The 11,122-nt window shown below is 73.9% G+C and carries 11 protein-coding genes, 1 rRNA gene and 1 pseudogene; 4 read left to right on the forward strand and 9 right to left on the reverse strand.

Features of this window, described 5'->3' with window-relative positions; genetic code table 11:
• Positions 1 to 13 precede the first annotated feature (13 nt).
• Positions 14 to 298, reverse strand: a complete 285-nt coding sequence (locus tag IE305_RS11580) for a hypothetical protein (RefSeq protein ID WP_190129416.1) — start codon at positions 296 to 298, stop codon at positions 14 to 16.
• Positions 299 to 368: 70 nt separating this feature from the next.
• Here IE305_RS11580 and IE305_RS11585 point away from each other — a divergent pair, with 70 nt between their 5' ends.
• Entirely contained in the window at positions 369 to 716 is a 348-nt protein-coding gene (locus tag IE305_RS11585) for a sterol-binding protein (RefSeq protein ID WP_190129417.1), read from the forward strand.
• Positions 717 to 748: 32 nt separating this feature from the next.
• Here IE305_RS11585 and IE305_RS11590 read toward each other — a convergent pair whose 3' ends face one another.
• The 4 genes from IE305_RS11590 to IE305_RS11605 all read right to left on the reverse strand — a co-directional run bounded on the left by IE305_RS11590 (position 749) and on the right by IE305_RS11605 (position 4,318).
• On the reverse strand, positions 749 to 1,198 hold the full coding sequence (locus IE305_RS11590; RefSeq protein WP_190129418.1) for a VOC family protein: 450 nt from the start codon (positions 1,196 to 1,198) through the stop codon (positions 749 to 751).
• A gap of 92 nt (positions 1,199 to 1,290) precedes the next feature.
• Positions 1,291 to 2,109: an ABC transporter ATP-binding protein gene (locus IE305_RS11595; protein WP_373311575.1), complete on the reverse strand. Its 819-nt coding sequence runs from the start codon at positions 2,107 to 2,109 to the stop codon at positions 1,291 to 1,293.
• Positions 2,110 to 2,174: 65 nt separating this feature from the next.
• Positions 2,175 to 3,251: a FecCD family ABC transporter permease gene (locus IE305_RS11600; protein WP_229890821.1), complete on the reverse strand. Its 1,077-nt coding sequence runs from the start codon at positions 3,249 to 3,251 to the stop codon at positions 2,175 to 2,177.
• Positions 3,248 to 4,318 (reverse strand): FecCD family ABC transporter permease, encoded by a 1,071-nt coding sequence (locus tag IE305_RS11605; protein WP_373311576.1) that lies wholly within the window; start codon positions 4,316 to 4,318, stop codon positions 3,248 to 3,250. Before IE305_RS11605 ends, IE305_RS11600 begins: the two co-directional genes overlap by 4 nt.
• A gap of 55 nt (positions 4,319 to 4,373) precedes the next feature.
• Between IE305_RS11605 and IE305_RS11610 the strand changes: the two genes are divergently transcribed.
• Entirely contained in the window at positions 4,374 to 5,408 is a 1,035-nt protein-coding gene (locus IE305_RS11610; RefSeq protein WP_190129420.1) for an ABC transporter substrate-binding protein, read from the forward strand.
• Positions 5,405 to 6,226, forward strand: a complete 822-nt coding sequence (locus IE305_RS11615; protein ID WP_190129421.1) for a siderophore-interacting protein — start codon at positions 5,405 to 5,407, stop codon at positions 6,224 to 6,226. The genes IE305_RS11610 and IE305_RS11615 overlap by 4 nt, the downstream gene beginning before the upstream one ends.
• A gap of 37 nt (positions 6,227 to 6,263) precedes the next feature.
• Here the strand turns inward: IE305_RS11615 and IE305_RS11620 are convergent, their stop codons facing one another.
• Positions 6,264 to 7,292 carry an HAD-IIA family hydrolase gene (locus IE305_RS11620; protein ID WP_190129422.1) on the reverse strand — a complete coding sequence of 343 codons (1,029 nt, stop codon included), beginning with the start codon at positions 7,290 to 7,292 and terminating at the stop codon, positions 6,264 to 6,266.
• A gap of 72 nt (positions 7,293 to 7,364) precedes the next feature.
• Here IE305_RS11620 and IE305_RS11625 point away from each other — a divergent pair, with 72 nt between their 5' ends.
• Positions 7,365 to 8,669 (forward strand): DUF1015 family protein, encoded by a 1,305-nt coding sequence (locus IE305_RS11625; RefSeq protein WP_190129423.1) that lies wholly within the window; start codon positions 7,365 to 7,367, stop codon positions 8,667 to 8,669.
• Positions 8,670 to 8,740: 71 nt separating this feature from the next.
• Here the strand turns inward: IE305_RS11625 and IE305_RS11630 are convergent, their stop codons facing one another.
• The 3 genes and pseudogenes from IE305_RS11630 to rrf form a co-directional block, all read right to left on the reverse strand.
• The gene (locus tag IE305_RS11630; protein ID WP_190129474.1) at positions 8,741 to 9,556 is read right to left on the reverse strand and encodes a tetratricopeptide repeat protein; all 816 of its coding nucleotides are present in this window, start codon (positions 9,554 to 9,556) and stop codon (positions 8,741 to 8,743) included.
• A gap of 234 nt (positions 9,557 to 9,790) precedes the next feature.
• A pseudogene (locus tag IE305_RS11635) lies at positions 9,791 to 10,696 on the reverse strand (hypothetical protein); the annotation flags it as partial.
• A 137-nt stretch (positions 10,697 to 10,833) separates the two neighbouring features.
• Positions 10,834 to 10,950, reverse strand: a 5S ribosomal RNA gene (rrf, locus tag IE305_RS11640).
• Between the last annotated feature and the right edge of the window lie 172 nt (positions 10,951 to 11,122).

Consider the following 11,122-nt stretch of genomic DNA (forward strand, 5'->3'; position numbering starts at 1 on the left):
TGCCACGTGCGGTTCAGCTCCTGTGGTCGTACGGACGCGGAGGGCCTTGCGGCCCGGGGCGCTGGTCGAGCGCGCCGAGCGCGTCGCGCAGCCCCTGGTGTACATCCTCGTACACCTCGGGGTGGCCGCCGACGTCGAGGTCGTCGGCGTCGGCGAGCCGGGCCAGGGCGGCGTCGACGGCGTCATGACCGGTGGGGGCGCGCTCCACGCCGAGCGGGCGGGGGCCGGCGGGCTGCGAGGTGTCCGTGGCGGGCTCGGGGACCTCGGGCGGGGCGTCCTCGGGCATGGCTTCGCTCATGGTTCCGACGCTACCCCGGAACGCGTCCTTGGCCTTACGTTCCCGCGCGGGTGGGGTACCGTCCATGCCGATGGCGACGATCGAGGAGTGCCTGGGGGCACTGGACCGGCTGGCGGAGAACCTCGCGGAGGCGAGCGACGGCGTCCGCCGCGCCGCCGCGCTCGACCGCTCGCTGAGCTGCCATGTGAAGGACCTGGACGTCACCTTCACGGGGCATCTGCGCGAGGGCCACCTCAAGGAGGTCCGTACGCTGCCGGGTGCGCCGGAGCAGCGGGCGGAGATCGCGCTGGAGATGGCCGGGGACGACCTGGTGGCGCTGGTGGACGGCAGGCTGGACTTCGCCCGGGCGTGGGCGAGTGGCCGGGTCCGGCTGAAGGCGTCGCTGCGGGACGTGCTGCGGCTGCGCTCGATCCTCTGACTCCGGTGACTCCGGTCCGCGTCCCGCGGGGCTCACGCGACGCAGAACTCGTTGCCCTCCGGATCGGTCATGATCACGTGGTCGGTGCCGGGTTCGCGGACGGCGCGCACCCGTGTGGCGCCGAGCTTCTCCAGGCGCGCCACCAGCTCGTCCCGTCCCTCCGGCCCGGCGTGCAGGTCGAGGTGGAGGCGGTTCTTGCCCTGCTTCGGCTCGGGCACGGCCAGGAAGAGGACGCGCCGGCCGAGCCCGGTGCCGGTGGTGTCGTCCACCGGGTCGTCGGGGTGGCGTACGGCGGCGGCGTGCCGCCACGCCTTGCGGCCGTCGACGGTGGTCCAGGCGTCGTCGCCGACGGCGCCGGCGGCCAGCAGCCGGTCGATGAGCGCGCTGTGGTCCTCGCGCACGTACTCCAGGGCCCCGGCCCAGAACCGGGCGAGGGCGACGGGATCGGCGCAGTCGACGACGAGCTTCCAGTGCACGGCCATGGGGACCTCCGCGGCAGCAGGGGGACTCCCTGCCGGTCCCCGTGACCGCAACGTACCGGCTGCCACTGACAACGGCCGCCGGGCGCCGTCTCCTACACGGTGACCGCGCGCCGGGCCCGCCGGGCCTTGGGCACGACCAGCGGCGTGCCCGTCTGCGGGTCGTCGATCACCTGGCAGCGCACCCCGAAGACCCGCTCGACGAGTTCCTCGGTCACCACCTCGGCGGGCGGCCCCTCGGCGACGACGCGCCCGTCCCGCATCGCGACGAGGTGGGTGGCGTACCGGGCCGCCTGGTTGAGGTCGTGCAGCACCGCGACGAGCGTGCGGCCCTGTTCCTCGTGGAGGTCGGCGAGCAGGTCGAGCACCTCGATCTGGTGCTGGATGTCGAGGTACGTGGTGGGCTCGTCGAGCAGCAGCAGCGGGGTGCGCTGGGCCAGGGCCATGGCGATCCACACGCGCTGCCGCTGGCCGCCGGACAGTTCGTCGACGTGCCGGGCGGCCAGCGCGGCCACGCCGGTGGCGGCCATGGACTCCTGTACGACGCGTTCGTCCTCCGGCGACCACTGGCGCAGCAGGCCCTGGTGGGGGTAGCGGCCGCGGGCGACGAGGTCGGCGACGGTGATGCCGTCGGGTGCCACGGAGGACTGCGGCAGCAGGCCGAGGGTGCGGGCGACCTTGCGGGCGGGCTGGGAGCCGATGGCCGCGCCGTCCAGGAGGACGCTGCCGGCGGCCGGCCTGAGCATGCGGGACAGGGCGCGCAGCAGCGTGGACTTGCCGCAGGCGTTGGGGCCGACGATGACGGTGAACGAGTGGTCGGGGACGGCGACCGAGAGGTTCTCGGCGACGACCCGGCCGTCGTAGGCGAGGGTGACGGCCTCGGCGGTCAGCCGGCTGCCGGTGCGGCTGCTCACGGGGTTCTCTCCTTGTGCGTACGGACGTTTCTGCGATGTCGGCTCCGCTGCCGTCCTCGTCGTGCTCATATCCGGCCCGCCCGGCGCTCGGTGTACAGCAGCCACAGCAGGTAGCAGCCGCCCAGCATCCCGGTGACGGCGCCCACGGGCAGCCGGCCGGCGCCGAAGACCTGCTGGCAGGCCCAGTCGGCGGTGACGAGCAGGGTGGCGCCGGTGCAGGCGGCGGCGGTGAGGCAGGGGCCCGGGGAGCGGGTGAGGCGGCGGGCGAGTTGCGGGGCGGAGAGGGCGACGAAGGCGATGGGCCCGGCGGCGGCCGTCGCTGCGGCGGTCAGCAGGACGGCGGCGCCCATGGTGACGATCCGGGTGCGTTCCACGGGCACGCCCAGCGCGTGGGCCGCGTCGTCGCCCATCTCCAGCATGCGCAGGGGCCGTCCGTGGCCGAGGACGAGGGGCACGAGCACCGCGCAGACCGCCAGCAGCGGCCACACCTGGCTCCAGTCGCGGCCGTTGAGGGAGCCGACCATCCACACCGTGGCGCGCGCGGCGTCGGTGAGGTTGGCCTTGGTGAGGAGGTAGCCGATGACGGCGGTGAGGACGGCTGCGGCGGCGATGCCGACGAGCACGAAGCGGTGGCCGTGCACGCCGCGTTTCCACGCCAGCGCGTAGATGGCGGCGCCGGTCAGCAGGCCGCCGGCCACCGAGCCGGCGGCGACGGCGGCGGTGCCGCCGTGGAAGAGGACGATGACGAGCAGGGCGCCGGCGGTGGAGCCCTGGGCCAGGCCGATGACGTCGGGGCTGCCCAGCGGGTTGCGGGAGACGGACTGGAAGACGGCGCCGGCCAGCCCGAGGGCCGTACCGGCGAGCAGGGCGACCAGCACGCGCGGCAGGCGCAGGTCGCGCACGACGAACTCCTCGGCGGGGGTGCCGCCGCCGGTGAGGGTGCGCAGGACGTCGCCGGGCGGGATGGGGAAGTCGCCGGTGCCGATGAGGGCGACGGAGGCGGTGAGGGCGACGGCGAGGAGCAGCAGGACGACGAGCGTGGCGCGGACGTCGAGGCGCAGGGACAGGCCGCCGGCCGTGCGCAGGGCACGCACGGCGGGCCGGGCGCGGGCGGGGCCGGGGGTGGCGGTGTCGGTGCTCACAGCTGGGCCATCTTCCGGCGGCGTACGAGGTGGACGAAGAGCGGGCCGCCGAGGAAGGCGGTGACGATGCCGGCCTGCAGTTCGCCGGGGCGGGTGACGACGCGTCCGGCGATGTCGGAGACCAGGACGAGGACGGGGGCCAGCACGGCGGCGTACGGGAGGATCCAGCGCTGGTCGGGGCCGGTGAAGGTGCGGACGGCGTGCGGCACCATCAGGCCGACGAAGACGATGGGCCCGCAGGCGGCGGTGGCCGCGCCGCACAGCAGGGTGACGGCGGCCAGGGCGAGGATGCGGGTGGTGGTCAGCCGGGTGCCCAGGGCGCGGGCCTGGTCGTCGCCGAGCGCGAGGGCGTTGAGGGGGCGGGCGAGGGCGAGCGCGAGGACGGTGCCGACGGCGATGAACGGCGCGAGCTGGGCGACGACGGTGGCGTTGGCGGAGGCCAGCGAGCCGACGGTCCAGAAGCGCATGCGGTCCAGGGCGGCGGAGTCGAGGAGCTCGACGGAGAAGACGTAGCCGTTGAGTGCGGCGGTGACGGCGGTGCCGGCCAGCGCCAGGCGCACGGGGGTGGCGGCGCGGCTGCCGCCGAGGGCGTACACGACGACGGACACGGCGGCGGCCCCGAGGAAGGCGAACCACACGTAGCCGGTGAGGGAGGTGACGCCGAGGAAGGCGGTGCCGGTGACGACGGCGGCCGCGGCGCCGGCGTTGATGCCGAACAGGCCGGGGTCGGCGAGCGGGTTGCGGGTCAGCGCCTGCATGACGGCGCCCGACAGGCCCAGGCCGGCGCCGACGAGGACGCCGAGGAGGGTGCGGGGGACGCGCAGGTCGCGGACGACCACGTCGGTGTCGGTGCCGGTGTGGGCGAACAGCCCGTGCCAGACCTGGCCGAGCGGGATCGGCTTGGCGCCCACGGCGAGGGACACGAGGGCGGCCAGGACGAGGACGCCGAGGGAGACGGCCAGCCCGGCGGCGCGTATGACGTCGCGTCGGCGCGATGCGGCCGCGGCTTCGGCTTCGGCGGCCGGGGCGGCGGCGGTACGGGGTGGAGGGGGACTGTCGACCAACACCCGGTTAGGTTAGCCTACCCTCATCCCCATTACCCACGGAGAGAAGCACCACCCCATGAGCACCCCCCGCACCCTCACCCCCACCCGCCGCGGCATTCTCGCCGCCGGCGGCGCCCTGGGCCTCGGCGCCCTCCTCACCGCCTGCGGGGGCGGCGGCTCATCGGACCCCTCCGGCGACTCCGGCAACGGCACCGGCAAGGGCGACGCCTGGTCCTTCAAGGACGACCGCGGCCAGGTCGCGAAGACCCCGCACACCCCCAAGCGCATCGTCGCCTTCACCGGAACCGCCGCCGCCCTCCACGACTTCGGCGTCGAGTGCACCGGCGTCTTCGGCCCCACCCTCCTCAAGGACGGCAGGCCCGACCCCCAGGCCGGCGACCTCGACGTCGCCAAGCTCACCGTACTGGGCAACACCTGGGGCGAGTTCAACGTCGAGAAGTACGCGGCCCTCCGGCCCGACCTGCTCATCACCAACATGTTCGAGCCGGACGCCCTCTGGTACGTGCCCGACGACAGCAGGAAGAAGATCCTCGCCCTCGCCCCCGGCGTCGGCCTCACCGCCTCCCGCGTCCCCCTCACCGAGCCCATCAAGCGCTACGCCGAACTCGCCGCCTCCCTCGGCGCCGACCTCCGGGCGAAGAAGGTCGTCGACGCCAAGGCCCGCTTCGAGGCCGCCGCCGAACGGCTCCGCAAGGCCGCCAAGGGCAACCCCGTCAAGGTGATGGCCGCCTCCGGCAGCCCCGACCTGTTCTACGTCTCCAACCCCGCCGTCAACGCCGACCTCATGTACTACCGGCAGCTCGGCGTCGACCTCGTCGTCCCCCGCAAGCTCGACCAGGGCGGCTACTTCGAGAGCCTCAGCTGGGAGAACGCCGGCACCTACGAGGCCGACGTCATCCTCCTCGACAGCCGCACCTCCGCCCTCCAGCCCAAGGACCTGGCCGCCAAGCCCACCTGGGCCAAGCTCCCCGCCGTCCAGGCCGGCCAGGTCACCCCCTGGCTCAGCGAACCCCGCTTCTCCCACGCCGGCTGCGCACCCCTCCTGGAAACCCTGGCCGACGCCGTCGAGAAGGCGAAGAAGACCTCATGACCGACCTCCCCTACCGGTTCTTCGACCTCCACGTCCTCCGCACCACCCGCGTCAGCCCCTCCCTCGTCCGCGTCACGCTGGGCGGCGAGGGCCTCGGCGACGTCGTCGACGGCGGCCGCGACCAGCGGTTCAAACTCTTCCTGCCCCAGCCGGGACAGGACACCCCGGTGCTCCCCGAGATCCGCGACGAGACCTGGTACGCCCAGTGGCGCGCCCAGGACCCCGCCGTACGGGCCGTCATGCGCACCTACACGGTCCGCGCCCTGCGCCACGACCCGGCCGAACTGGACGTGGACTTCGTCCAGCACGGCACCGGCCACCACAGCGGCCCGGCCTCCCTCTGGTCCCGCACCGCCCGCCCCGGCGACCGCGTCACCGTCCTCGCCCCCGTCGTCGAGGACAACGGCGGCGTCGACTTCCGCCCACCGGCGGACACCGACTGGGTCCTCGTCACCGCCGACGCCTCCGCCCTGCCGGCCGCCGCCGGCATCCTGACGTGGCTGCCCGCCGGCACACGCGCGAAGGTCTGGATCGAGGTGGACCACGCGGACGACGTCCAGGACCTCCCCACGGCCGCCGACGCCGACATCACCTGGCTGGTCGGCGACCGGCCCGTCCTGGACGCCGTCCGCGACGCGCACCTGCCGACGGGCACCCCGTACGCGTGGATCGCCGGCGAGGCCGGCACGGTCCGCGCCCTACGGCGCCACCTGGTGGGCGACCGCGGCTTCGACAAGCGCGCGATCACGTTCACGGGCTACTGGCGCCGCGGGGCCACGGAGGAGGACCTGCTGGCGGAGCTGACCCCGGCCGACTAGCCCTCCGGCGTCCCGAGCAACGGGGCCGGGGCCCCCTCTACCACCCCAGACGAGCCAGCACCTTGTCCGCGGACAGCCCGCACGCCCCGTCCCCGGCCTCGCTCCACGCCGCCGCACACAGCGCCCGCAGCGCGTCGACCCGCTCCCCGTCCCCGGACAGCACCAGCTCCCCACCGTCGACAGCCGCGGTCCACCCCCCGCACCGGAAACCGTCCGGCCCCCCGGCCACCGCGGGGTGCTCCACCAGCAACCCCCGCAGATCCTCCGCGACGAACGTCGGCCGGTGCTCCGGCCGCGCCGCCAGCAGCTGCGCAGGAGTCGTCACCCCCGTCAGCACCAGCAGCGAGTCCACACCCCCCGCGTACGCCCCCTCGATGTCCGTGTCGAGCCGGTCCCCCACCACCAGCGGCCGCTCCGCACCCGTCCGCAGGATCGTCTCCCGGTGCATCGGCGGCAGCGGCTTCCCCGCCACCTGCGGCTCCGCACCCGTGGCTATCCGCACCGCCTGCACCGCCGCACCGTTCCCCGGCGCGATGCCCCGCGCACTGGGGATCGTCAGGTCGGTGTTCGACGCGAACCACGGCACGCCCCGCGCCACCGCGTACGACGCCTCCGCCAGCCGCGACCACGGCATGTCCGGCCCGCCGTAGCCCTGCGCCACCGCCGCCGGGTCGTCGTCCGCCGACTCCACCGGCACCAGCCCGCGCTCGCGCAGCGCCACCCGCAGCCCCTCGGCACCGATGACCAGCACCTTCGAGCCCTGCGGCAGCTGATCGGCGATGAGCCGCGCCACCGCCTGCGCCGACGTGATCACGTCCTCCGGCGCCGCCGGCACCCCGAGCTCCGTCAGATGCCCGGCCACCGCCTCCGGCGTGCGCGCCGCGTTGTTCGTCACGTACGCCAGGTGCATCCCGCCGTCCCGCGCCGCCGCCAGCGACTCCACGGCGTACGCGATGGCCTCGCCCCCGGCGTACACCACGCCGTCCAGGTCCAGCAGCGCCGTGTCGTACGCGTCGCCGAGCCTCCGCTCGCTTCCGTCGGGCCCGGTCCGGACGGTCTGGTTCATGCCGTACCTCTCTGTGCTGAACGTCTCTTCCCCGATCATTGCTCATCGGGAGAAGCGGCATAACATTTCCTAATGAGCACTGCAGGCCACGCTAACGGCAACGGCGGTCCCGCACGGCAGGGGCTTCGGCTGACCCCCTTCCGGGGGCTGCGCTACGTCCCCGAGCGCGTCGGCAGTCTCTCGGCGGTCACCTCGCCGCCGTACGACGTCGTCGTACGGCCCGACGGCCTGCGCCACCTGGAGACCGCGGACCCGCACAACATCGTCCGCCTCATCCTCCCCCAGGCCGCCACCGCCGCCGACCGCCACCGCCAGGCCGCCGAGACGCTGCGCCGCTGGCAGGACGAACGGATACTGGCCGCCGACCCCGAGCCCGCGCTGTACGTGTACGAGCAGCAGGGCGACGGCATACTCCAGCGCGGCCTCATCGGAGCGCTGCGCCTCACCCCCCGCGAGGAGGGCGTCGTCCTCCCGCACGAGGACGTCATGCCGCACGTGATCGAGGACCGCGCCGCCCTCATGCGCGACACCGGCGCCAACCTCGAACCCCTGCTCTTCTCGTACCGCGGCAACGGCGACAGCACCCGGGGCGCCGCCGAGGTCATCGAACGCGTCATCCGCACCGCGCCCCTCCTCGCCACGACCACCGACGACGGCTACGCCCACCGCCTGTGGTCCGTGACCGACGCCGCCGACCTGGCCCGCATCGACGAGGACCTGTCGCGACAGCACGCCCTGATCGCCGACGGGCACCACCGCTGGGCCACCTACCTGCGGCTGCGCGCCGAACAGCCCGCCCCCGGCCCGTGGGACTTCGGCCTGGTGCTGCTCGTCGACACCACCCGCTACCCGCTGCGCGTCCGCGCCATCCACCGGCTCCTGCACCGTCTCCCCGTACGGGGCGCCCTGGCCGCCCTCGGCGACGCCTTCCGCGTCCGCACCCTCGACGGCCCCCTGGAGGCGGCCCTCGACGCCCTCGCCGGGCACTCGGCCGGGCCCGGAAACGCCTTCGTCCTCGCCGGCGACGGCCGCTTCCACCTGCTGGACCGCCCCGACCCGGCACTACTGGACCGCGCGGTGCCCACGGACCGCCCGCAGGCGTGGCGCGAGCTGGACGCGACGGTGCTGCACTCCGTGCTCCTGGAGCACGTGTGGCGGGTCCCGGACGACCCGGAGAACATCGGCTACATCCACGACGCCGAGGCGGCCGTCACCCAGGCCGAGCGCCAGGGCGGCACGGCCGTGCTCATGCACCCGGTGCACGAGGACGTCGTGCGCGACCTGGCCGAGCAGGGCGTCACGATGCCGCGCAAGTCGACGTCGTTCGGCCCGAAGCCGGCGACGGGCCTGGTCCTGCGGAGCCTGGCCCTGAGCTGAGACGACAAGCGACAAGGGCGGAACCCCGGCCGGGGTTCCGCCCTCATTGCGTCGGCTGTCGACCGTCGACGTCAGCGCTGGTCGCCCTCGGCGTCCTTCGCGTCGGTCTTCGCGTCGGTCTTCGCGTCGGTGCCGTCGGTGGCCTCGGGGGCGTCCGCCGGCTCGTCGGCGGCCTCCACGGCCTCGGCCTCGTCATCCTCCGAGGAGTGCTCCAGGACGTCCGTGAACTCCACGCCGTCCAGCTCGGCGAGCCGGTCGGAGGCGTTCGTGGTGCCGCCCTGATCGGCCTCGAGGGCCTTGGCGAACCACTCGCGGGCCTCCTTCTCACGGCCGACCTCGAGCAGGGCCTCGGCGTACGCGTACCGCAGGCGGGCCGTCCAGGGCTGGATGGAGTTCGACGCGAGCTCGGGGCTCTGGAGCGTCACGACCGCCGCGTCGGCCTGACCCATGTCACGCCGGGCACCGGCGGCCACCAGCCGCATCTCGACCTGGCCGGCCTTGTCCAGCTTCTGCACCTCGGGCTCGCCGGCCATGGCCAGCGCCCGCTCGGGGCGGCCCATGCCGCGCTCGCAGTCCGCCATGATCGGCCACAGCTCGACCGAGCCGGTCATCCGGCGGGCGGCACGGAACTCGGCGAGCGCCTCGGAGTACTTGCCGACGGCGTACGAGGCGAAACCGGCCGCCTCCCGGACGGACGCGACACGCGCGGCGAGCCGCAGGGCGACGCGGGAGTAGCCGTACGCCTGCTCCGGCTCCTCGTCCAGCAGCCGGGCCACCATGACGAGGTTGCGGGCGACGTCCTCGGCGAGCGTCTTGGGCAGGCTCATCAGGTCCTGCCGGACGTCCTTGTCGATCTCCTCGCCCGTCACGTCCTCGGGGATGGGCAGACGCTTGATCGGCTCACGGTCGTCCCGGCGGTCCCGGTCCCGGTCGCGGTCGTCACGGCGCCCGAAACCACGGGACCGGTCGTCACGGCCGCGGAACCCGCCACCCGGGCGGCCACCGCGGTCGTCGCGACGGTCGTCGCGGCGGAAGCCACCGCGGTCGTCGTCGCGGCGCGGGCCACGCTGGTCGTCCCGGCGGTCGCGGAAGGACGGACGCTCGTCACGGCGGTCGTCGCGGCGGAAGCCGCCGGGGCGGTCGTCGCGGCGCTCGTCGCGACGGAAGCCGCCACGGTCGTCGTCACGGCGGTCACGGAACGGCGGACGGTCATCACGACGCTCATCGCGACGGAAGCCACCGCGGTCGTCATCGCGGCGGCCGTAGCCACCACCCGGGCGGCCACCGCGGTCGTCACGACGGTCGTCACGGCGGAAGCCGCCGGGACGGTCGTCGCGACGCTCGTCACGGCGGAAGCCACTGCGGTCGTCGTCGCGGCGGTCACGGAACGACGGACGGTCGTCACGACGCTCATCGCGACGGAAACCGCCGCGGTCGTCGTCACGGCGGCCGTAGCCACCACCGCCGGCCGGGCGACCGCCACGGTCATCACGGCGGAAGCCGCCGGGACGGTCGTCGCGACGCTCGTCACGGCGGAAGCCACTGCGGTCGTCGTCGCGGCGGTCACGGAACGACGGACGGTCGTCACGACGCTCATCGCGACGGAAGCCACCACGGTCGTCATCGCGGCGGCCGTAGCCACCACCGCCGGCCGGGCGACCGCCACGGTCATCACGGCGGTCGTCACGCCGGTCATCACGGCGGAAGCCACCGGGACGGTCGTCACGGCGGTCGTCGCGGCGGAAACCGCCTCGGTCGTCGTCACGGCGGCCGTAGCCACCGCCACCGGCGGGGCGACCACCGCGGTCGTCACGGCGGTCATCACGGCGGAAGCCGCCGGGGCGGTCGTCGCGACGCTCGTCACGGCGGAAACCACCACGGTCGTCGTCACGGCGGGGGCCACGGTCGTCGCGCCGGAAGCCGCCGCCGGACCGGTCGTCGCGGCGGAAACCGCCGGCACGCGGGCCGCGAGGGCCGCCGCGGCGCGGGTCGCCGCCCGAACGACCGTCGGAAGAGTTGGTGGACATCGACGTGGCTCCTGTCTTCAGGTACGCATTCAGTCTCGCGCACCCGGCTCACAGGCGCGCATCGGGAAAAACATGTGCAACACAAAAAGGACCCTTGGTCCCAGCTGTACGCTGGGACCAAGGGTCCTTGAAAGATTGTTCGGCGGCGTCCTACTCTCCCACAGGGTCCCCCCTGCAGTACCATCGGCGCTGAAAGGCTTAGCTTCCGGGTTCGGAATGTGACCGGGCGTTTCCCTAACGCTATAACCACCGAAACCCTATCGGGTTCTAGCGAACAAGCACACTCTTCAGTTAAAGGTGTTACTGGTTCAACCGGCGCGAAACTGTTCGCAACCCGGGAACCACACAGTGGACGCGAGCAACTGAGGACAAGCCCTCGGCCTATTAGTACCAGTCAGCTCCAACCGTTACCGGTCTTCCACACCT

This window comes from Streptomyces mashuensis, assembly GCF_014654785.1.
In the GTDB taxonomy this organism is placed as follows: Bacteria; Actinomycetota; Actinomycetes; order Streptomycetales; family Streptomycetaceae; genus Streptomyces; species Streptomyces mashuensis.

Excerpts from the sequence above, each read along its gene's own strand:
- IE305_RS11580 (WP_190129416.1), bottom strand. The coding sequence starts at position 298 with ATGAGCGAAGCCATGCCCGAGGACGCCCCGCCCGAGGTCCCCGAGCCC.
- IE305_RS11585 (WP_190129417.1), top strand. The coding sequence starts at position 369 with ATGGCGACGATCGAGGAGTGCCTGGGGGCACTGGACCGGCTGGCGGAG.
- IE305_RS11590 (WP_190129418.1), bottom strand. The coding sequence starts at position 1,198 with ATGGCCGTGCACTGGAAGCTCGTCGTCGACTGCGCCGATCCCGTCGCC.
- IE305_RS11610 (WP_190129420.1), top strand. The coding sequence starts at position 4,374 with ATGAGCACCCCCCGCACCCTCACCCCCACCCGCCGCGGCATTCTCGCC.
- IE305_RS11615 (WP_190129421.1), top strand. The coding sequence starts at position 5,405 with ATGACCGACCTCCCCTACCGGTTCTTCGACCTCCACGTCCTCCGCACC.
- IE305_RS11620 (WP_190129422.1), bottom strand. The coding sequence starts at position 7,292 with ATGAACCAGACCGTCCGGACCGGGCCCGACGGAAGCGAGCGGAGGCTC.
- IE305_RS11625 (WP_190129423.1), top strand. The coding sequence starts at position 7,365 with ATGAGCACTGCAGGCCACGCTAACGGCAACGGCGGTCCCGCACGGCAG.